Origin of the sequence: Enterobacter sp. Bisph1 (assembly GCF_000814905.1) — a bacterium.
Lineage (GTDB): Bacteria > Pseudomonadota > Gammaproteobacteria > Enterobacterales > Enterobacteriaceae > Kosakonia.
Map to the genome: position 1 here is coordinate 219,517 of NZ_JXAG01000052.1, position 20,065 is coordinate 239,581.

Sequence of the window (20,065 nt, forward strand, 5' to 3'; positions counted from 1 at the left end):
GGAACCCCTTTTTCTGAAGAAGATGTAATGCCTACTATGACTCAAGTCGCGAAGAAAATTCTGGTAACGTGCGCGCTGCCGTACGCTAACGGCTCCATCCACCTCGGCCATATGCTGGAGCACATCCAGGCTGATGTCTGGGTCCGTTACCAGCGAATGCGCGGCCACGAGGTCAACTTTATCTGTGCGGACGACGCCCACGGCACGCCGATCATGCTGAAAGCTCAGCAGTTGGGCATTACGCCGGAGCAGATGATTGCTGACATGAGTCAGGAACATCAGACAGATTTTGCCGGCTTTAACATCAGCTACGACAACTACCACTCCACCCACAGCGATGAGAACCGCGAGCTGGCGGAGCTGATTTACACCCGTCTGAAAGAGAACGGTTTTATTAAAAACCGCACCATCTCTCAGCTCTACGATCCGGAAAAAGGCATGTTCCTGCCGGACCGTTTTGTCAAAGGCACCTGCCCGAAATGCAAATCGCCGGATCAGTACGGTGACAACTGCGAAGTGTGCGGCGCGACCTACAGCCCGACGGAGCTGATTGAGCCGAAGTCGGTAGTGTCCGGCGCGACGCCGGTGATGCGTGATTCCGAGCACTTCTTCTTCGATCTGCCCTCGTTTAGCGAAATGCTGCAGGCGTGGACGCGCAGCGGCGCGCTGCAGGAGCAGGTGGCGAACAAGATGCAGGAGTGGTTTGAATCCGGCCTGCAGCAGTGGGATATCTCCCGCGATGCGCCCTACTTCGGTTTTGAAATTCCGGGTGCGCCGGGCAAATACTTCTACGTCTGGCTGGATGCGCCGATTGGCTACATGGGATCATTCAAAAACCTGTGTGACAAACGCGGCGACAGCCAAAGCTTTGACGCTTACTGGCAGAAAGAGTCCGACGCCGAGCTGTATCACTTTATCGGTAAAGACATTGTTTACTTCCACAGCCTGTTCTGGCCGGCGATGCTGGAAGGCAGCGGTTTCCGCAAGCCGACCAACCTGTTTGTTCATGGCTATGTGACGGTGAACGGCGCGAAGATGTCCAAATCCCGCGGCACCTTTATCAAAGCCAGCACCTGGCTGAACCATTTCGATGCCGACAGCCTGCGTTACTACTACGCGGCGAAGCTCTCTTCGCGCATCGATGATATCGATCTTAACCTGGAAGATTTTATCCAGCGCGTTAATGCCGATATCGTCAACAAAGTGGTCAACCTCGCCTCGCGTAACGCCGGGTTTATTAATAAACGCTTTGACGGCATGCTGGCGGCAGAACTTGCCGATCCGGCGTTGTACCAGACCTTTACCGACGCGGCGGCGACCATTAGCGAAGCGTGGGAAAGCCGTGAGTTTGGTAAAGCGGTACGCGAAATTATGGCGCTGGCGGATGTGGCAAACCGCTACGTTGATGAACAAGCGCCGTGGGTGGTGGCAAAACAGGAAGGGCGCGATGCCGATCTGCAGGCCATTTGTACCCAGGGCCTGAACATGTTCCGCGTGCTGATGACCTGGCTGAAGCCGGTAATGCCATCGCTGGCGGAGCGCACGGAAGCCTTCCTCAATACCACGCTTGAGTGGGACGGTATTCACCAGCCGCTGCTGGGCCATAAAGTTAACGCCTTTAAAGCGCTGTATAACCGTATCGAGATGAAACAGGTTGAAGCGCTGGTTGACGCCTCGAAAGAGGAAGTCAAGGCAGCCGCCGCGCCGGTAACGGGCGAGCTGGCGGATAACCCGATTCAGGAAACTATCAACTTTGATGACTTCGCCAAAGTCGATCTGCGCGTGGCGCTGATTGAAAACGCTGAGTTCGTGGAAGGTTCCGACAAGCTGCTGCGTCTGACGCTGGATCTGGATGGCGAAAAACGCAATGTATTCTCCGGCATTCGTTCCGCTTACCCGGATCCCTCCGCGCTTATTGGCCGCCTGACGGTGATGGTCGCCAACCTTGCACCACGCAAAATGCGCTTTGGCATCTCCGAAGGAATGGTGATGGCCGCCGGCCCCGGCGGCAAAGATATCTTCCTGCTCAGCCCGGACAGCGGCGCAAAAGCAGGACAGCAAGTTAAGTGAAAAAATAAGGCGCTGAATTCAGCGCCTTTTTCTATACTGAATCTGACGTAAGTCTACAAAACCTCACATGGACAACAGGGGATTATCGTGAAATTCAGTAAAATCATCGCAGCACTCTTTTCTGTCGCTTTACTCATTGGCCTGACCGGCTGTGGAGAAAAAGAGCAGAGTAAAACCTTTACCTGGTCACAAGCGGGCACAGAAGTGACGCTGACCTATTACTACAAAGATGACAAAGTCCTGCGCCAGACGGCGAAAAACAAGATCGAGTACTCTTCCATTGGTGCCAAAAACAAGGAAGAGGCGATGAAAGTGCTGGATCCGATCAGCAAAAAATACCAGAGCGTTAAAGGCATTAAAGAGAGCGTGGATTACCAAGAATCCTACGCGCAAGAGACGCTGGATGTGGACTACAACGAGGTGGATTTCGCCCAGTTGAACAGTTTGCAGGGCTCAGAATTTACCGGCACGGTAAATGGCAAAATCAGTATGAAACAGTCAGAAGAGCTGCTGAAAGCGCGCGGCTTTAAAGAAGTCCAGTAATCGCTTTGCACGCTGCCGTTGTTAAGGCAGCGCTCGCCCCGGCCGGTGACTCGTTAAGCGGCCGGGGCCCTCTTCAGCACCGCGTTACCGCGCTGCCGGTTATTCGCTCTCGGGAGTGCTTTTCAGTTTCTGCTCGCGTACCGCTAAACCGCGTAAGAAATAACGCATCACCTGATCGCCACATTCACGGAAATTCTTATGCTCCGGCGCGCGCATCATGGCGGTAATTTCCGGCATCGAAATGCGAAACTGTTGGGCGGTAAGGATCGCCAGAATATCGTCGGTTTTTAACGAGAAGGCGATACGCAGTTTTTTCAACACGATATTGTTATTCAGTTTGCGTTCGACCGCTAATGGCGGCGCGGTTTCATCTTTGCCGCGTTTTTCGTAGATCAGACCGTTAAGAAAAGCCGACAGCACGATATCCGGACAGGGCTTATACCCTTCCTCATCCTCTTTACGCAGCCACGGGGCCAGCTGTTCTGCGGTTACCACCGTATCCGCCAGCGCCAGAATGCGAACCAGTGCGTTGTTATCAGCCTGCAGTGTGTAACGCACGCTGCGCAGGATATCGTTATTAAGCATGTTGTTTCCCGGAAATAGTGAACCAGCGCGCAGTGTAGGCATCGCACAGGAATTTACAACCCCAACGCCTCTTTTAAATTCTTCAAATAGCGTCGGCTGACGGGCACCGTCAGCCCCTCGCGCAGCAGCAGTTCCGCCTGTCCGTTATCTTCGAGGCGGATCTCTTTTAAATGGGCCATATTGACCAGATATTGGCGGTGGCAGCGCACCAGCGGCGTGCGGCTCTCCAGCGTACGCAGCGTCAGTTCGGTAAAGCCCTCTTTGCCTTCATGGCTGGTGACATAGACGCCGCTCAGGCGGCTGCTGACAAAGGCCACTTCATCCATCTGCAATAACCAGATGCGGCTGTGGCCGGTGCAGGGGATAAATTTCAGCGCTTCCTGGTTTTCCGGCAGCAGGGAGATATCCTGTACGCCGCGCTCCTGGCGCAGCCGGGTGAGGGTTTTCGCCAGACGACGCGTTTCGATAGGTTTAAGCAGATAGTCGAAAGCATGTTCTTCAAAGGCCTGCACCGCATAATCATCAAAGGCAGTAAGAAACACCACATACGGCCGGTTGCCCGGATCGAGCATACCCACCATCTCCAGCCCGCTGATGCGCGGCATCTGGATATCGAGAAACAGCACATCCGGATGCAGCTTATGCACCGCGCCTATTGCTTCAACGGCATTGCCGCACTCGCCGACGACCTCAATATCGCTCTCTTCCTGCAGCAGGATGCGCAGGTTTTCCCGCGCCAGCGGTTCGTCATCAACAATCAGCACCTTTAACATGCTTCTACCTCCAGCGGGAGCCGTAAGCTAATACGGGTAAATATATCCTGCTCGCAGGTAATGGTAATGCCGCATTCGTCGCCAAAACGTGCGCGCAGACGCTTATCGACCAGATTCATGCCTAACCCGCTGGCGTCGGTTTTGGGCTGATACAAACCGGCATTATCTTCAATATCCAGTATCAGATATTGCTCTTGCAGGCTGGCGGTGATGGTAATTTCCCCGACTCCCAGCAGCTGCGACGTGCCATGCTTGATAGCGTTTTCGACAATCGGTTGCAGGGTAAAGGCCGGAAGCTGCAGGTGCGACAGCGCCTGGGGCACATTTAACTGCACATGCAGGCGCGACTGGAAACGCGCTTTTTCAATTTGCAGGTAGGCGTTTACATGCTCAATCTCGTCCGCCAGCGTCACCACTTCCGACGGGCGTTTTAAGTTCTTGCGAAAGAAGGTCGACAAATACTGCACCAGCAGCCCGGCCTGATCGCTATCGTGGCGAATCACCGCTTTCAAGGTGTTAAGGGCATTAAACAGGAAATGAGGATTCACCTGCGCATGGAGAAGCTTGATTTCCGACTGGGTGAGTAACGCTTTTTGCCGCTCGTACTGCCCGGCAAGAATCTGCGCTGACAGCAACTGAGCAATCCCCTCCCCCAGCGTGCGGTTGATGGAGCTAAACAGGCGATTTTTTGCTTCGTAGAGTTTAATGGTGCCGACCACGCGCTGGTTTTCACCGCGCAGCGGGATAACCAGTGTCGAACCAAGTTTGCAGTGCGGATGTAATGAGCATTGATAAGGCACTTCGTTGCCGTCTGCGTACACCACTTCCCCGGTTTCAATGGCGCGCAATGTCCAGACAGAAGAGATGGGCCTTCCAGGCAGATGGTGATCGTCGCCCGCGCCGGTAAAGGCCAGCAATTTTTCGCGATCGGTTATCGCCACCGCGCCAATATCCAGCTCTTTAAACAACACCAGCGCCACTTTCATGCTGTTCTCTTCATTAAATCCCTGGCGTAAAAACCCTTCCGTTGACGCCGCCACTTTTAGCGCCGTGGCGGAAAACGCCGAGGTGTACTTTTCAAACATCGCGCGTTTATCCAGCAGGATACGCATAAACAGCGCGGCCCCCACGGTGTTGGTGACCATCATCGGGGCGGCAATGCTCTGTACCAGGTTCAAGGCACTATCAAAGGGACGGGCAATCAGCAGAATAATCATCATCTGCGTAAGCTCCGCGACGCAGGTCACCACACCGGCGGTTAACGGGCTGAACACCAGATCCGTACGCCCGCGCCTGATCAACGCCCGGTGTACCAGCCCGCCGAGCAGCCCTTCAACAATAGTGGAGATCATACAGCTCAGCGCGGTCATCCCGCCCATGGAGTAACGATGAATGCCGCCGGTCAGACCGACCAGCCCGCCGACCAGCGGCCCGCCGAGCAGACCGCCCATCACCGCACCGATGGCGCGCGTGTTGGCAATTGAGTCGTCGATATGCAGCCCGAAATAGGTGCCGAGGACGCAGAAAATGGAGAAGGTGACATAACACAACAGCTTGTGCGGTAAGCGGACGGTCACCTGCATCAGCGGGATAAACAGCCGTGTTTTGCTCATCAGCCAGGCAATAACCAGAAACACACACATCTGCTGAAGCAGCAGCAACACCAGATTGAAGTCGTACATACCCGCAGCACCGCATAAGCTAAAGCGCGTAACATACCGTCTGCAGCGAAATCTTTCTTTGAGGTGCTGCAAAAAAACGAAAAATCGTGTTCTGGATCACAAAGTAAGCCCGCGCGACGCGCCTCGAATACGCATCGTGCGCATTTTTTACGCAAGTCGATCGCCAGTAGTGTGCAACGGCTACAGTTATACAGGGAACCGGCTGACGAGGAACACCATGGCGCTTTACACAATCGGTGAAGTGGCGTTGTTATGCGAGGTAAACCCCGTGACGCTGCGGGCCTGGCAACGCCGTTATGGACTATTACAACCCCTGCGCACCCACGGCGGTCATCGCCTGTTTACGGAAGAGGAAATTGACCGCATTCGGGAAATCAAACGCTGGGTCGATACCGGGGTACAAATCAGCAAAGTGCAAAAATTGCTCGCCGCGCCGGCACAAGAGATGCGCGATGGCTGGCTGGCGCAGCAGGAAACCGCCCTGCGCTACCTGCAACAAGGCAACATTAACCGCCTGCATCAGTGGGTAAAAGAGCACGGTCGCGACTACCCGGCACAGGCGCTGGCAACCTACCTGTTTATTCCGTTGCGCCTGCGGCTGCAAAGCCAGCTGGCGATGCTGAGCCTGCTCGACGGAATCTTGATCAATTATATTGCTGGCTGTCTGGCCTCGGCGCGCAAAAAACCGGGTAAAGAGGCGTTACTGGTAGGCTGGAACGTGGCGGATACCACCCAGCTGTGGCTGGAGGGGTGGATGGCAAGCCAGCAGGGATGGCGGGTTGATGTGCTGGCCCATGCCCTGAGCGAGCTGCAACCGGAGATGTTCCCCGGCCAGACGCTGCTGGTGTGGTGCGGCGCGCCGCCCCTGGAAATCCAGCAGCAGCAAATCCTCCGCTGGCGCGACGCGGGCCATAACATCTGGCTGCTCGGCATTTAATGTTTCATTAACAACTCAACTTGCCTTTATAATGCCAGCCGGATCCAACAGGAGTATCACATGAAGTCGAGTAAAATCCTTGTCATCGCTATCTTTCTGCTGATGGCTATTGGCGGCATCGGCGGCGTTATGCTCGCCGGATATTCGTTTATTGTGCGTGGCGGTGTCGGCTGAGCCATAGCGCCAGCCGCTCAAAGAGCCGGTCGACAATGATCGCCGCCAGTGCTACCAGCACCGCGCCCTGCACCACATAAGCCGTATTAAACCCGCTCAGGCCAATAATAATTGGCGTGCCCAGCGTGCTGGCGCCCACCGTTGAGGCAATGGTAGCGGTGCCAATATTAATAATCACCGAGGTGCGCACGCCAGCGATAATCATCGGCGCGGCAAGGGGCAATTCTGTTTTTATCAAACGCTGCCACGCGCTCATCCCCATGCCTTCCGCAACGCTCTGTACGCTCTGGGGTACCGCCGCAATCCCCGCCAGCGTGCCCTGTAACACCGGCAACACCCCGTATAACACCAGCGCGATAATCGCCGGTTGCTTGCCAAATCCCATCACCGGCACGGCAATCGCCAGCACCGCTACCGGCGGAAAGGTTTGCCCGACGGCGGCAATGGTTTCCGCCAGCGGGCGAAACTCCCGCCCGGCCGAACGCGTCACCACTATCGCCATTCCGACACCTATTACAATGGCGATGGCGCTGGAAATCGCCACCAGCGTAAAGTGGGCAATCGTCAGGGTAATAAAACTTTCCTGCAGATAAACCGGGCGCGGCAGCTGCGGAAACAGCGAACTAAAGAGCGGCGTACTGTGCGGCAGCCACACTAGCAGGGCAATAAACAGCGCTATCAGCCAGAGCAGCGGGTCACGCAGGATCTTCACAGGAAGCCTCCACGCACAGCAGATCGCGAAAATGCAGGCTGCCACAGGGCTGCCCGTCGGCATTATGTACCGGTAACACTTCGCACTGTTGCGCGACAAACGCGGACAAGGCTTCCCGCAGGCTCATGTCGGCACGCAGCGCCTCGCCGGTATAAACCGGTTCACTGCGCAGATAAGCGCTCACCTGACGCAGGGACAGCAGCCGTACGCCCAGTTCGCTGCGGCCAAAAAACTCGCGGACAAAATCATTCTCCGGCGACGTCAGCATCGATAACGGCGTCCCCTGCTGCACCACTTTTCCGCCGTCCATCAATACCAGGTGATCCGCCAGCTGCAGCGCTTCGTCAATATCGTGGGTCACCAGCACAATCGTGCGCCCAAGCAGACGATGAATGCGCACCATCTCCTGCTGCAACGCCCCGCGCGTCACTGGGTCCAGCGCACCGAAAGGTTCATCCATTAACAGCACTTCCGGGTCGGCGGCAAGGGCGCGAGCCACGCCAACGCGCTGCTGTTGACCGCCGGAAAGCTGGTGCGGATAACGCGCGCGCAGGGAGGGATCGAGCCCCAGCAGCGCCATTAACTCATCCACCCGCGCATCAATACGCGCGCGTGACCACTTTTGCAGCTGCAGGACAGTGGCGATATTCTGCGCCACCGTCCAGTGTGGGAACAGGCCGATGGACTGAATGGCGTAGCCCATACGCCGACGCAGTTCCAGCACCGGCAGCGAGCGGATTTCCTCACCGGCAAAAGTAATAGTGCCTTCGTCATGCTCCACCAGCCGGTTAATCATCTTTAAGGTGGTGGATTTCCCGGAACCGGACGTACCGATAAGCACCGTAAACGCACCCGTTGCAATGTGCAGATCGAGATGACTCACCGCGGGCTGCCCGGCAAAAGATTTACTGACGTTGTTAAATTCAATCATGACTTTTTTCCAACAGGGCTATCCCTAAGCCAAATAACGCATCGATAAGAACCGCCAGCGCAATCACCGGAATAACTCCCAGCAATACCAGATCCAGCGCGCTGCTCAGCAGCCCCTGAAACACCAGCGCGCCAAAGCCGCCCGCGCCGATCAGCGCCGCAATCACCGCCATGCCGACGGTTTGCACCGCCACCACCCGCATACTGCGCAGAAGCCCGGGTAACGCCAGCGGAACACGCACCTGCCAGAAACGCCCCTGCGCGCTCATGCCCATGGCGACTGCACTCTCCAGCACCTCTTCCGGCACCTGATTGAGCCCGGCCACGACGCCGCGCACTAACGGCAGTAAGGCATAAAGAATCAGGGCAATCAGCGCAGGCGTCATGCCGGTGCCGGCAATGCCCCACTGGCTAAGGGCGGGAAAGTGCTGCACCAGTCCGGCAAGGGGCGCGATCAGCAGCCCGAACAGCGCCACCGACGGAATGGTTTGAATAACGTTAAGTACCGCAAATACCGGCCCCTGACGGGCAGGATGGCGATAGCACCACAGCCCAACGGCAAAACCGATTAGCAAGGCGGGCAGCAGTGTGCCAAACAGCAGGGTTAAATGCTGTGCCAGCGCATCGTTAAACACCTCTTGTCGATTGGCGTATTCGCGTAATAAAGAGAGATTATCCAGCTCGCCGCTGAGTAATAACCAGAGGGGGAAAATCCAGATTTGCGCATGCAGCAGCCAGCGCCATACGGAATTTGCTACCGCCCGACGAATGGCATCGCTGCAGGCAAGCAGCGACAATGCCAGCCACAGCCACAATCCGCTGCCGGGCGAGGTTCGCGCCAGCGGCGAGCCTGCCTGCACCAGATCCGTTGCCGCCCTGCCCGCACTCCATATCAACAGCCAGAACAGCGCTTCGGTCAGCACCAGGGTTGCCACCTGTACACCGCGACCGGGGAGAAAACTTAACGTTAATAACAGACCGAGCGCCAACAGCCACAGCGCGGAGAACATCTGCCATAACGCGCGACTTTCGCCCGATACCAGCCGATTGGGTGCGTAGTTAACAAAAGGCAGCCACGCTGCCAAACCGCCCAGTACCACCAATAGCAATAACACACGGTTATGGCAGCGTATTGAACCATCCATAGCAGTATTTATTTCACCAGACCTTTTTCTTTCAGATAATCTGCAGCGACTTTCTTCGCATCCCGCCCTTCAACGGCAATACTGGCGTTCAGTTTTTGCAGCGTCTTTTCATCAAGGCTGGCAAAGACCGGTTTCAGCCAGCTATCCAGTTCCGGATAGGCTTTCAGCACCGCTTCACGCACCACCGGCGTCGGGGCATAAATCGGCTGAACACCTTTCGGATCGCTCAGGGTTTGCAGCCCGAGCGCCGCAACCGGGCCATCGGTGCCGTAGGCCATCGCCGCGTTAACGCCGGAGGTTTGCTGCGCCGCGGCTTTAATGGTTACCGCCGTGTCACCGCCGGCCAGGGATAACATCTGATCTTGTTTCAGCTTAAAGCCGTAGGCTTTTTCAAAGGCGGGCAGCGCATCGGCGCGCTCAATAAACTCGGCCGATGCCGCAAGCTTGAACTCCCCGCCCGATTTAAGGTAACGGCTGAGATCGTCCAGCGAGGTGAGCTTGTTTTTCTGTGCTAAATCCTGGCGTACGGCGATAGTCCAGGTATTGTTTGCCGGAGAGGGCGTTAGCCAGACCAGCTTATTTTTTTCCGCGTCCAGCTTTTTAACTTTCTCATACCCTTGCTGGGCATTTTTCCACGCGGCGTCATTTTCATCTTTAAAGAAGAACGCGCCGTTGCCGGTATATTCCGGGTAGATGTCCAGTTCACCGGAGGTAATCGCGCCGCGCACCACCGGTGTGGTACCGAGCTGTACTTTATTTACCGTTTTAACACCGTGGCTTTCCAGCACCTGCAAAATGATATTGCCGAGCAGCGCCCCTTCCGTGTCAATTTTGGAACCCACTTTTACCGGTTCTGCCGCCTGTAAAGGCAGACTGACGGCGGCCATCAGCACCATCGAGCCAACAATCTTATGCGTTATTTTCATTATACTTCCCTCATTTTTACCGCTTTTTTTCAGCGGATTAAGAAAAAAGCGTAGCCGAAAAACACAATTTTGCCTGGGTTAACCCGCGCCGCTTGTTCAGCACAAAGCGCCCCGTTGTGCGTCAGCCTTGATCCTGCTCAACAATGAAAAGCATGCCAAAAATATGCGCCTAAACAATATGATATTTTGTTTTATCATATGTCCCTTTTGCTTCACGGCGTGTTACCAGGTGATAAAAATCCTGCTTCAGGCAAAGCCAGGCGCAGTAAAAAAAGCGTTGAGAGGGGAAATTCAGAAGAAGGCGAAGCACCGCGCAGAACGCGCGGTGCTTCATGAGGTTAACGCAGTTCGAACTCGCCCTGCTTAACGCGCGCTGAATCAACGCCGATAAAGACATTGAATTTGCCCGGCTCCGCATCATATTTCATGCGCTGGTTCCAGAATTTCAGCGCACTGACGTCGATGGGGAAGCTGACGGTTTTCGTTTCCCCAGGTTTCAGGCTGACCTTATCAAAGCCGCGCAGCTGTTTCACCGGACGGCTCATCGAGGCGGTGACATCCTGCAAATACATCTGAATCACCGTTTCGCCTTCGCGTTTGCCGGTGTTAGTGACCTGCACGCTGGCGGTGATTTTGTCATTGCGGGACATCGTTGGCGCCGACATCTTCACCTCAGAGACGGTAAAGGTGGTGTAGCTCAGGCCATAACCAAAGGGATAGAGCGGACCGTTGGCCTGATCAAAATAGCGCGAAGTGTATTTGTTCGGCTTATCGGCATCATACGGACGACCGGTATTAAGATGGCTGTAGTAAACCGGAATCTGTCCAACGGAGCGCGGGAAGGACATCGGAAGCTTACCGGACGGGTTGTAATCACCAAACAGAATATCGGCAATCGCATTACCGCCTTCGGTGCCGGCAAACCAGGTTTCCAGCATCGCATCCGCTTGCTGATCCTCTTTCACCAGCGCCAGCGGGCGGCCGTTCATCAGCACCAGCACCAGCGGTTTGCCGGTGGCTTTTAGTGCGCTTATCAGATCGCGCTGACTTTGCGGGATGGTGATATCGGTACGGCTGGAGGCTTCATGGGCCATCCCCTGCGCTTCACCGACTACCGCAACGACGACATCGGATTTTTTCGCTGCCGCCACCGCTTCGTCGATCATCTCCTGTGGTGAACGCGGATCGACCACGACCGCCGGTTCATAGAGATTGAGGAAGTTAACAATATCTTTGTCATCGGTGATGTTCGCGCCTTTGGCATACACCACTTCGCCTTTGCCTTCGAGGGCGTTGCGAATACCCGTCAGCACGGTCACTGACTGATCGGCGACACCTGCTGCGGACCAGCTACCCATCGAATCGCGTTTGCTGTCCGCCAGCGGCCCAATCACCGCCACGGTGCCGGATTTTTTCAGCGGCAGCGTCTCAAGGCGGTTTTTCAGGAGCACCATACTTTCGCGCGCCACTTCACGCGCCTCTTTGCGGTGCAGACGGCTTTCGGCATTGGTATCCTGCGGATCGCTCTCTTTCGCGCCGAGATGGCTGTAGGGATCGTTAAACAAACCCATATCGTATTTCACGTTCAGCACATGGCGGGCGGCATCGTCGAGCTCTTCCATGGTCACCTTGCCGGATTTCACCAGCCCCGGCAGGTATTTGCTGTAGTACTCATCGCTCATACTCATGTTGATGCCGGATTTCAGCGCCACGCGCACCGCATCTTCCGGATCGGCGGCGGTGCCGTGTTTAATCAACTCTTTAATCGCGCCATGATCGGAGATGGTAATGCCTTTAAAGCCCCACTCATCGCGCAGCAGATCTTTTAGCAGCCACGGATCCGAGGAGGCTGGCGTGCCGTTAATAGAGTTCAGCGCCACCATCACGCCGCCGCTGCCTGCGTCGAGCGCCGCTTTGTAAGGCGGCATATAGTCATTAAACAGGCGCTGCGGGCTCATATCGACAGTGTTGTACTCTTTCCCGCCCTCTACCGCGCCGTAAGCGGCGAAGTGTTTCACGCTGGTCATCACCGAGTAGCGATCCGCCGGGCTTTTGCCCTGCATCGCTTCAACCATGGTGCGGCCCATCTCGGCCGACAGGTAGGTATCTTCACCAAAGCCTTCAGAAACGCGGCCCCAGCGCGGATCGCGCGAGACATCAACCATCGGGGCCCAGGTCATATTCAGGCCGTCATCGGCGGCTTCATAGGCGGAAACGCGCCCCACTGTTCTCACCGCATCGAGGTTAAAGCTGGAAGCGAGGCCAAGGCTGATAGGGAAAACGGTGCGCTGACCGTGTACCACGTCATAGGCAAAAAACAGCGGAATTTTCAGGCGGCTGAGCTGCAGTGCCTGATCCTGCATCGCACGAATGTCCTTGCGGGTGACGGTATTAAAAATCGCGCCGACCTGGCTTTGCTTGATCATGTCGCGAATGGCTTCTTTTGGGTTATCGGGCCCGACGCTGATTAAACGCAGCTGACCGATTTTCTCATCAACGGTCATTTTTTTGAGCAGCTCAGTGACAAACGCATCCCGTGCTTCAGGCGTCAGCGGATGGTTGCCGAACATCTCCTCCGCCATCGCGGGTTGCAGCGCGAGGCTCACAGCGACACCTACAGAACATAGCCATTTCATGTCGTTAACTCTCTTGTTTTTTCACCCATAACCGCGGGCACTGGCCGCGAAAGAAACGCAGTGTGCCATAATCCTGGCATGTGTTGCAGAGCCAGACTCTGATTTTTATGCGAATTCACTCCCCCCGTTTGGTTGGACGGGGCTAACATTAACCACGATATATAGCCATCATCCTTTTTTGCTGCGTTAACGCCGCAGCCTGATGACGCCTGTTCTTAATGATTCGCCACAAGGAGTGGATAATGTCCCAGCAAAACAGCACGTTCCTGGCCGAGCTAAAACGGCTGGTTGGCCCCTCTCACCTGCTTACCGACCCGGCAAAAACTGCCCGTTATCGCAAGGGCTTTCGTTCCGGGCAGGGTAACGCGCTGGCGGTGGTTTTCCCCGGCAGCCTGGTTGAGCTGTGGCGCGTTCTGCACGTCTGCGTTAACGCCGATAAAATTATACTGATGCAGGCGGCGAATACCGGGCTGACGGAAGGTTCGACGCCCAACGGCAATGATTACGATCGCGATATAGTGATTATCAGCACCCTGCGCCTCGATAAGCTGCACCTGCTGGATAAGGGCGAACAGGTGCTGGCTTACCCCGGTACGACGCTCTATTCGCTGGAAAAAGCCCTCAAACCGCTGGGGCGTGAACCCCATTCCGTTATCGGTTCATCCTGTATCGGCGCCTCGGTGATTGGCGGCATCTGCAATAACTCCGGCGGTTCGCTGGTGCAGCGCGGCCCGGCCTATACGGAAATGTCGCTGTTCGCGCGCATTGATGAACAGGGCAAACTGGTGCTGGTCAACCATCTGGGCATTTCCCTTGGCGAAACGCCGGAGCAGATCCTCAGTAAGCTTGATGATGACCGCGTCACCGACAGCGATGTGCTCCATGACCAGCGCCACGGCCACGATCATGACTATATTACCCGCGTGCGTGATGTCGAAGCCGACACACCGGCGCGTTATAACGCCGATCCCGATCGTCTGTTTGAATCGTCCGGCTGCGCAGGCAAACTGGCGGTGTTCGCCGTGCGTCTTGATACTTTCCCGGCAGAAAAGCGCCAGCAGGTGTTCTATATCGGCTCCAATCAAACCGCAGTGCTGGCGGAGATCCGCCGCCATATTCTGGCCAATTTCACCCATCTGCCCGTCGCCGGTGAGTATATGCACCGCGATATTTACGATATTGCCGAGCGCTACGGCAAAGACACCTTTCTGATGATCGACAAGCTCGGTACCGACAAGATGCCGCTGTTCTTCACCATGAAGGGGCGTACCGAAGCGCTGCTGGATAAAGCGCCGCTGTTTAAACCGCATTTTATTGACCGCTCTTTGCAAAAAATCAGCGGCCTGTTCCCGTCCCATCTGCCGCCGCGCATGAAAGAGTGGCGCGATAAATATGAACATCATCTGCTGCTGAAAATGTCCGGAGATGGCATTGCTGAAGCGCAAAGCTGGCTGGAAAGCTACTTTGCCAACGCTGAGGGCGGCTTCTTTGTCTGCACCCCTGAAGAGGGCAGTAAGGCGTTTCTGCACCGCTTTGCCGCCGCCGGTGCCGCGATCCGCTATCAGGCGGTTCATGCCGATGACGTTGAAGATATTCTGGCGTTAGATATCGCCCTGCGCCGTAATGATAACGACTGGTTTGAGCATCTGCCGCCGGATATCGACAGCCAACTGGTGCATAAGCTCTATTACGGCCATTTTATGTGCCATGTGTTCCATCAGGATTACATCGTCAAAAAAGGTGTCGATGTCCATGCCCTGAAAGAGCAGATGCTGGAACTGCTACGCCAGCGTGGCGCACAGTATCCGGCGGAACATAACGTCGGCCATCTGTATGAAGCGCCTGAGCCTTTAAAACAGTTTTATCGGCAAAACGACCCAACAAACAGCATGAACCCCGGGATCGGCAAAACCAGTAAACGGAAATACTGGCAGGAAGCGAATGGGGAGAATAATCCCTCGGACGCTGCGCTGAAGTAAGCCGCTGACGGGCTTTTGTGGGTGCTCCTTTCGTAATAGAGTAGCGAAAAAGGCCAGAGAAACGTTTCTCTGGCCCCCTGTGTTGAAGGAGCACACGCATCATGTCATCAGTCGATATCTTATCCGGTCCTGCGGTGGCGGTGCGCGATGCCTGCCCTGAAGATGTTCATGCCATAGCGGCGCTGTACGGCTGGCATGTCCTGCACGGCCGCGCCTCCTTCGAAGAAGTCCCGCCCACCGTTGATGAGATGCTGGTTCGCATGAATAAGGTCGCTGACGCGGGTTTACCGTGGCTGGTTGCGCTTTATCAGGGCGTGGTGGTGGGTTACTGCTACGCCGGTTACTACCGACCGCGCGCGGCGTACCGCTTTACGCTGGAAGAGTCGATTTATGTCGATACCAGCATGCTCGGGCGCGGCATCGGCAGCGCGCTGATGCAGGCGCTGATTGCTCGATGTGAAGCGGGTCCGTGGCGGCAGTTAATCGCGGTGATCGGCGACGGCAATAACAATGCGGGATCCCTGGGGCTGCATAAAAAGTACGGTTTCGAGATTGCCGGACAGCTGCGCAGCGTGGGTTATAAAATGGGTGACTGGCGGGATACGTTGATTATGCAGCGTCCACTCAACGACGGGGACTGGACGCTGCCGGAGTAATTAATCGTTTTGTGCGGTCTGTTCACCCGCCGACGGGTTTTGCGCCATTTGCGCCGCTTTCTGGCGCTTATAGCTCAGTGCAGAGGCCGGTACCGGCTGCACTTTGCCCGTTTCAATCCAGGTGCGTAAGCGGCTGGCATCGGCAAAATGGGTAAATTTGCCAAACGCGTCCATCACCACCAGCGCCACCGGTTTATTGTTAATCACCGTGCGCATCACCAGGCAGTGTCCTGCCGCATTGGTAAAGCCGGTTTTGGTCAACTGAATATTCCAGTTATCGCGATAGACCAGATGGTTGGTATTGCGAAACGGCAGCGTGTACGGCGGATTGGCGAAGGTCGCCATATCTTCCCGCGTGGTGCTAAGTTGGCCTATCAGTGGATACTGCTTGCTGGCGATCAGCAGTTTGGTCAGATCGCGGGCGGTCGAGACGTTGTGAATCGACAGGCCGGTTGGTTCAACATAGCGTGTATTGCTCATGCCTAACGCTTTCGCTTTGGCGTTCATCGCCGCGATAAAGGCGTTATAACCGCCCGGATAGTGGTGCGCCAGGCTTGCCGCCGCGCGGTTTTCCGATGACATCAGCGCCAGCAGCAGCATATCTTTACGGCTGATCTCACTGTTCAGGCGCACGCGGGAATAGATCCCTTTCATCTCCGGCGTCTGGCTGATATCCACTTTCAGCTTTTCATCCAGCGGCAGGCGCGCATCCAGTACCACCATCGCGGTCATCAGTTTGGTAATCGACGCAATAGGCCGTACCAGATCCGGATGGCTGGAGTAGATAACCTTGTTGGTTTGCAGATCGACAATCATTGCGCTGCCCGAAGCGATCTCAGGCTGGGCGGCAGTCGTCGTCGCGGCGGTGGTTTTCGCTATGGCAAGCGGTGCCACGGGTACAGCCAGAAAGAGAGCCAGGCTTATTAAGGAAATTCGAAATTTCTGCATGGTGAGAGTTCTGAAAATTATTCACGCACGTTATCACGCACACCGCTTCTATATGTTGAAACGATAATAGAGCTGGCTTTGGCATAATAGCCGCCCGGGGCGCTGGCCGCCAGAGGATTATTGTGAGGAGAAATGGCGTTGCCGGCATTATCACCAGCAACGCCAGGGTTTAGAACAAGCGGTAACCATAACCCCAGAGGATTACCGTCAGCGCCAGCAGGACTTCAAGCACCAGCACACCGATTGCCAAGGTGGAGCTGGAGAAGTTCAGCCCTTCGTCACGGTTGATATTAAGGAAGGTGGGAATACCGACATACAGCAGGTAGCCGGTATAAAGTAACGCAATCGAACCGACCAGCGCACACAGCCACACCAGCGGATAGAGCGCCACCAGCCCGCTAACAAACAGCGGGGTTGCCACATAACCGGCAAACACCATACAACGCCCGAGAGAGGGTCGCTGCGGGTAGTTGCGCGCCATCCACCAGATAACGCGGCCCATTACCGCCACGCCCGCCAGCATCAGGCCATAAAACAGCACCGCCAGATAGAAACCGGTAAACAATGACAGCGTCACCACATTGCTTTCACCAAAGTTCCAGCCGATTTGTGTGGTGCCAATAAACGCGCAGACCACCGGAATGGCCGCCATAACTAACACATGATGCGTATAGTGATGCGAAACCGTTTCGTTTTCGCCTTTGATAACCTGCATTTCACGATCGGGATGGGAAAAGAGTCCCCAGACATGGTTCATAACGCCCCCTCGCTGAAAGCCCGAACATCGACACTGTCAGTATAATTCACCGTGGAGATTATTTTTTATACAGCGTGAAAAATCCGATCCCGCCAAAATCGGCTCTTTCCTGCGCAGGGGCTTTTCAGGGTGTATGCTTAAAGGCGTTTTGCCGGGAGGACGTTGTAACGATGGATATTAATCATCTGATTAGCCAGTATGGTTATGCCGCACTGGTGATTGGCAGTGTGGCTGAAGGGGAGACTATTACCCTATTGGGCGGCGTTGCCGCACATCAGGGGCTATTGCGGTTCTGGCTGGTGGTCATTTCCGTAGCGCTCGGTGGCATGATCGGCGACCAGTTGCTCTACCTGGTGGGCAGACGCTACGGTACGAAAATCCTGCGTCGTTTTTCGCGTCATCGGGAGAAAATTCACCATGCACAGTCGCTGATTCGCCGTCATCCCTACCTGTTTGTGATTGGCTCACGCTTTATGTATGGCTTTCGCATTATTGGCCCGCTGTTGATTGGCACCAGCCGTTTGCGTCCAAAAATCTTTCTGCCGCTGAATATTCTGGGCGCGATTGTCTGGGCGCTGCTGTTTACCACCCTTGGGTACGTGGGTGGCGAAGTGATTGGTCCATGGCTGCACCAGTTTGATCAGCATGTGAAACACTGGATTTGGCTTATCATCGCTGTTGTGCTGGTGTTTTTGCTGCGCTGGTGGATCCATCATCGGCGAAAAAAACACCAGCGCAAAGGGTCAGAAAATTAAGCTTTGTTTGCTTTGAACTGCGGGTTAGCCAGCATAAAACCGCCATCAATAATAAAGGACTGGCCAGTGGTGTAGCTGGCATATTCAGAACAGAGCCAGGCGACCATGCTGGCAATCTCTTTGGTGGTGCCGGGTCTCGCCAGCGGGATAATGGGCATCGAGCCGGGTTTGGCATCTTCGTCGCGCATATTGTTCATTGGCGTGGCTATCGCCCCAGGCGCTACTGCGTTGACCAGAATATTGTGATCCACCAGTTCCAGCGCCATCGACTGGGTTAATCCGCCGAGGGCGTGTTTTGCCGCGGTATAGGCGCTGGCCTCGGGAAGCGGCGTATGTTCATGCACCGAGGTAATATTAATGATCCGCCCGCCCTGCCCTTGCTGCACCATGTGCCGGGCGGCGATTTGCCCGCAGAGAAACGCCCCGTCGACATCGACGGTAAAAATAGTGCGCCACTCTTCAAAGGTGACCTCAAGGAACGGCGCTTTGGTCATCGCGCCAGCGTTATTCACCAGCACATCAATGCGGCCGAAACGGGCGATTAAGGTTTCAATCGCCTGCGCCCCTTCCGGTAGATGGCTGAGATCGAGGTGGATAGTTTCCGCCCGCCGCCCAAACGCGGCGACCTGCGATGCGGCCTCTTGTGCCCCTTGTTCATCTGAGTGCCAGGTAATGCCAACATCAAACCCCTGCTCCGCCAGCATCAGCGCGCACTGTCTGCCGATTCCTGAATCGGCAGCGGTCACAATCGCCACTTTCGTTTCGGGCATAGCTCATCCTCCGGTTAACAAATAGACAGTTAAGTATAGGAAAAAGGCATAAATGCGTGACATTGCCTAAGCTGTTCACTACGTGGATTAAAAAAGGACGAATGAAATGATGAAGATACTGTTGTGGGCGATCCTGATTATCTTTCTGATTGGCCTGCTGGTCGTCACCGGCGTGTTTAAGATGATTTTCTAACTTGTGCCGCCGGGTAGCGCCTGCTACCCGGCTTTTGGCTTATTTCCCCGCTGCGCTGTAATTGATCGCTACCCAGCGATAACCCTTATCCGCTTTCATCACTTTGCCGATACCGGGAAAAGCAATATGCGCCGCCGCGACCCAGTCACCCTCGCGCGCCACCTGCGCCAGTACTTTTTCACGGGTTTGCACCGCCTGCTGCTGGTTTACATCAAAATGGATCGCCACCTCCGGCTGCGGTAACTGCACCGGATGCGCATGAATAATATCCCCCCATAGCATCAACGTTTTGCCACCATGGGTAACACGGTAAACCACGCTGCCGGGCGTATGTCCGGGCGCAGGAATCGCGTCAATGTCGGGTAGCAGTTCCGTTGGCGCGTGAAAGGTGTTGAGTTTACCCGCGTCTATCACCGGGCGCAGGGAGCGTTCGGATTCGGCGAAGGTATGGCGTTGCCCCTCTTCCACCTGCTGCGTATGGGCCGGATTAAGCCAAAAATCGACATCGCGCTGATCAACACGCACAACAGCATTAGGGAATACCGGTTTGCCATCGCGCTGCACGCCGCCGGAGTGATCGGCATGAATATGCGTCAGCAACACCATATCAATATCCGCCGGGTCGATTCCCGCCGCCCGCAGGTTTTCCGGCAGATGGCCGCCCGCCTCACCAAACAACGGCCCGGCACCCGCATCCACCAGGATTAACTGCTTACCGGTGTTAATCACAAAGGCGTTGATTGACGTTTCGGCATTGACCGGCAGCGCCGCCTGCGCCATGCGGGTCTGCAACTGTTGCGGGGTGATATGCGTCAGCAGCTTGTCAAACGGTACGGCGACGGTGCCGTCGGAAACGGCGGTGATTTGCCAGTCGCCCATCGCCATGCGGTAAAA

At 55.6% G+C, this 20,065-nt stretch carries 20 protein-coding genes; 8 read left to right on the forward strand and 12 right to left on the reverse strand.

Going from position 1 to position 20,065, the window contains the following annotated elements; all coding sequences use genetic code 11:
* Nucleotides 1-36 precede the first annotated feature (36 nt).
* Together metG and RW65_RS20335 are read left to right on the forward strand one after the other, a co-directional pair.
* Nucleotides 37-2,070 carry a methionine--tRNA ligase gene (gene metG, locus RW65_RS20330; RefSeq protein ID WP_039058676.1) on the forward strand — a complete coding sequence of 678 codons (2,034 nt, stop codon included), beginning with the start codon at nucleotides 37-39 and terminating at the stop codon, nucleotides 2,068-2,070.
* 87 nt (nucleotides 2,071-2,157) lie between these two features.
* Complete coding sequence (locus RW65_RS20335; RefSeq protein WP_039058652.1) at nucleotides 2,158-2,613, forward strand: YehR family lipoprotein; 456 nt, start codon at nucleotides 2,158-2,160, stop codon at nucleotides 2,611-2,613.
* A 99-nt stretch (nucleotides 2,614-2,712) separates the two neighbouring features.
* Here the strand turns inward: RW65_RS20335 and RW65_RS20340 are convergent, their stop codons facing one another.
* The 3 genes from RW65_RS20340 to RW65_RS20350 are packed head-to-tail and all read right to left on the reverse strand — an operon-like array spanning nucleotide 2,713 to nucleotide 5,653.
* Entirely contained in the window at nucleotides 2,713-3,198 is a 486-nt protein-coding gene (locus RW65_RS20340) for a YehS family protein (protein WP_039058653.1), read from the reverse strand.
* A 53-nt stretch (nucleotides 3,199-3,251) separates the two neighbouring features.
* Nucleotides 3,252-3,971 carry a two-component system response regulator BtsR gene (gene btsR / locus RW65_RS20345; RefSeq protein WP_039058654.1) on the reverse strand — a complete coding sequence of 240 codons (720 nt, stop codon included), beginning with the start codon at nucleotides 3,969-3,971 and terminating at the stop codon, nucleotides 3,252-3,254.
* Nucleotides 3,965-5,653, reverse strand: a complete 1,689-nt coding sequence (locus tag RW65_RS20350; RefSeq protein ID WP_039058655.1) for a sensor histidine kinase — start codon at nucleotides 5,651-5,653, stop codon at nucleotides 3,965-3,967. Before RW65_RS20350 ends, btsR begins: the two co-directional genes overlap by 7 nt.
* A 217-nt stretch (nucleotides 5,654-5,870) precedes the next feature.
* Between RW65_RS20350 and RW65_RS20355 the strand changes: the two genes are divergently transcribed.
* Nucleotides 5,871-6,590 carry a MerR family transcriptional regulator gene (locus RW65_RS20355; RefSeq protein ID WP_039058656.1) on the forward strand — a complete coding sequence of 240 codons (720 nt, stop codon included), beginning with the start codon at nucleotides 5,871-5,873 and terminating at the stop codon, nucleotides 6,588-6,590.
* A gap of 60 nt (nucleotides 6,591-6,650) precedes the next feature.
* On the forward strand, nucleotides 6,651-6,764 hold the full coding sequence (locus RW65_RS22295) for a protein YohO (protein ID WP_072037800.1): 114 nt from the start codon (nucleotides 6,651-6,653) through the stop codon (nucleotides 6,762-6,764).
* Here RW65_RS22295 and RW65_RS20360 read toward each other — a convergent pair.
* From RW65_RS20360 to bglX, 5 genes are all read right to left on the reverse strand, one after another.
* A complete protein-coding gene (locus RW65_RS20360) occupies nucleotides 6,739-7,476 on the reverse strand; it encodes an ABC transporter permease (protein WP_039058657.1) in 738 nt (245 codons plus the stop codon). The two genes, RW65_RS22295 and RW65_RS20360, sit on opposite strands and share 26 nt — an antisense overlap.
* On the reverse strand, nucleotides 7,460-8,407 hold the full coding sequence (locus tag RW65_RS20365) for an ABC transporter ATP-binding protein (protein ID WP_039058658.1): 948 nt from the start codon (nucleotides 8,405-8,407) through the stop codon (nucleotides 7,460-7,462). Before RW65_RS20365 ends, RW65_RS20360 begins: the two co-directional genes overlap by 17 nt.
* Nucleotides 8,400-9,551: an ABC transporter permease gene (locus RW65_RS20370; RefSeq protein WP_039058659.1), complete on the reverse strand. Its 1,152-nt coding sequence runs from the start codon at nucleotides 9,549-9,551 to the stop codon at nucleotides 8,400-8,402. Before RW65_RS20370 ends, RW65_RS20365 begins: the two co-directional genes overlap by 8 nt.
* 8 nt (nucleotides 9,552-9,559) lie before the next feature.
* Nucleotides 9,560-10,477: a glycine betaine ABC transporter substrate-binding protein OsmF gene (osmF, locus tag RW65_RS20375; RefSeq protein WP_039058660.1), complete on the reverse strand. Its 918-nt coding sequence runs from the start codon at nucleotides 10,475-10,477 to the stop codon at nucleotides 9,560-9,562.
* Nucleotides 10,478-10,815: 338 nt separating this feature from the next.
* Nucleotides 10,816-13,113 carry a beta-glucosidase BglX gene (gene bglX, locus RW65_RS20380; protein WP_039058661.1) on the reverse strand — a complete coding sequence of 766 codons (2,298 nt, stop codon included), beginning with the start codon at nucleotides 13,111-13,113 and terminating at the stop codon, nucleotides 10,816-10,818.
* A gap of 242 nt (nucleotides 13,114-13,355) precedes the next feature.
* Between bglX and dld the strand changes: the two genes are divergently transcribed.
* Entirely contained in the window at nucleotides 13,356-15,092 is a 1,737-nt protein-coding gene (dld, locus tag RW65_RS20385; RefSeq protein ID WP_039058662.1) for a D-lactate dehydrogenase, read from the forward strand.
* 101 nt (nucleotides 15,093-15,193) lie between these two features.
* On the forward strand, nucleotides 15,194-15,748 hold the full coding sequence (locus RW65_RS20390) for a GNAT family N-acetyltransferase (RefSeq protein ID WP_039058663.1): 555 nt from the start codon (nucleotides 15,194-15,196) through the stop codon (nucleotides 15,746-15,748).
* On the opposite strand, the gene pbpG is transcribed toward RW65_RS20390, so the two are convergent.
* Nucleotides 15,749-16,696, reverse strand: a complete 948-nt coding sequence (gene pbpG / locus RW65_RS20395) for a D-alanyl-D-alanine endopeptidase (RefSeq protein ID WP_039058664.1) — start codon at nucleotides 16,694-16,696, stop codon at nucleotides 15,749-15,751. It lies immediately after the preceding gene.
* Between the two features lie 169 nt (nucleotides 16,697-16,865).
* Nucleotides 16,866-17,453 carry a Yip1 family protein gene (locus RW65_RS20400; RefSeq protein ID WP_039058665.1) on the reverse strand — a complete coding sequence of 196 codons (588 nt, stop codon included), beginning with the start codon at nucleotides 17,451-17,453 and terminating at the stop codon, nucleotides 16,866-16,868.
* Between the two features lie 170 nt (nucleotides 17,454-17,623).
* On the opposite strand from RW65_RS20400, the gene RW65_RS20405 reads away from it, so the two are divergent.
* The gene (locus RW65_RS20405; RefSeq protein WP_039058666.1) at nucleotides 17,624-18,208 is read left to right on the forward strand and encodes a DedA family protein; all 585 of its coding nucleotides are present in this window, start codon (nucleotides 17,624-17,626) and stop codon (nucleotides 18,206-18,208) included.
* Here RW65_RS20405 and RW65_RS20410 read toward each other — a convergent pair.
* Nucleotides 18,205-18,978, reverse strand: coding sequence for an SDR family oxidoreductase (locus tag RW65_RS20410; protein WP_039058667.1), 774 nt, complete (start codon nucleotides 18,976-18,978; stop codon nucleotides 18,205-18,207). The genes RW65_RS20405 and RW65_RS20410 overlap by 4 nt on opposite strands.
* Before the next feature lie 109 nt (nucleotides 18,979-19,087).
* Here RW65_RS20410 and yohP point away from each other — a divergent pair, with 109 nt between their 5' ends.
* Nucleotides 19,088-19,171, forward strand: coding sequence for a small membrane protein YohP (gene yohP / locus RW65_RS22300; protein WP_000698460.1), 84 nt, complete (start codon nucleotides 19,088-19,090; stop codon nucleotides 19,169-19,171).
* Between the two features lie 39 nt (nucleotides 19,172-19,210).
* Here yohP and RW65_RS20415 read toward each other — a convergent pair.
* The coding region (locus RW65_RS20415) for an MBL fold metallo-hydrolase (RefSeq protein WP_052250353.1) at nucleotides 19,211-20,065 on the reverse strand (855 nt) is incomplete at its 5' end.

Coding starts and splice junctions, on each gene's coding strand:
- btsR (WP_039058654.1), bottom strand. CDS start 3,971: ATGTTAAAGGTGCTGATTGTTGATGACGAACCGCTGGCGCGGGAAAAC.
- RW65_RS20340 (WP_039058653.1), bottom strand. CDS start 3,198: ATGCTTAATAACGATATCCTGCGCAGCGTGCGTTACACACTGCAGGCT.
- metG (WP_039058676.1), top strand. CDS start 37: ATGACTCAAGTCGCGAAGAAAATTCTGGTAACGTGCGCGCTGCCGTAC.
- RW65_RS20390 (WP_039058663.1), top strand. CDS start 15,194: ATGTCATCAGTCGATATCTTATCCGGTCCTGCGGTGGCGGTGCGCGAT.
- bglX (WP_039058661.1), bottom strand. CDS start 13,113: ATGAAATGGCTATGTTCTGTAGGTGTCGCTGTGAGCCTCGCGCTGCAA.
- RW65_RS20350 (WP_039058655.1), bottom strand. CDS start 5,653: ATGTACGACTTCAATCTGGTGTTGCTGCTGCTTCAGCAGATGTGTGTG.
- RW65_RS20405 (WP_039058666.1), top strand. CDS start 17,624: ATGGATATTAATCATCTGATTAGCCAGTATGGTTATGCCGCACTGGTG.
- RW65_RS20410 (WP_039058667.1), bottom strand. CDS start 18,978: ATGCCCGAAACGAAAGTGGCGATTGTGACCGCTGCCGATTCAGGAATC.
- RW65_RS22295 (WP_072037800.1), top strand. CDS start 6,651: ATGAAGTCGAGTAAAATCCTTGTCATCGCTATCTTTCTGCTGATGGCT.
- RW65_RS20355 (WP_039058656.1), top strand. CDS start 5,871: ATGGCGCTTTACACAATCGGTGAAGTGGCGTTGTTATGCGAGGTAAAC.
- RW65_RS20365 (WP_039058658.1), bottom strand. CDS start 8,407: ATGATTGAATTTAACAACGTCAGTAAATCTTTTGCCGGGCAGCCCGCG.
- dld (WP_039058662.1), top strand. CDS start 13,356: ATGTCCCAGCAAAACAGCACGTTCCTGGCCGAGCTAAAACGGCTGGTT.
- pbpG (WP_039058664.1), bottom strand. CDS start 16,696: ATGCAGAAATTTCGAATTTCCTTAATAAGCCTGGCTCTCTTTCTGGCT.
- yohP (WP_000698460.1), top strand. CDS start 19,088: ATGAAGATACTGTTGTGGGCGATCCTGATTATCTTTCTGATTGGCCTG.
- RW65_RS20370 (WP_039058659.1), bottom strand. CDS start 9,551: ATGGATGGTTCAATACGCTGCCATAACCGTGTGTTATTGCTATTGGTG.
- RW65_RS20400 (WP_039058665.1), bottom strand. CDS start 17,453: ATGAACCATGTCTGGGGACTCTTTTCCCATCCCGATCGTGAAATGCAG.
- osmF (WP_039058660.1), bottom strand. CDS start 10,477: ATGAAAATAACGCATAAGATTGTTGGCTCGATGGTGCTGATGGCCGCC.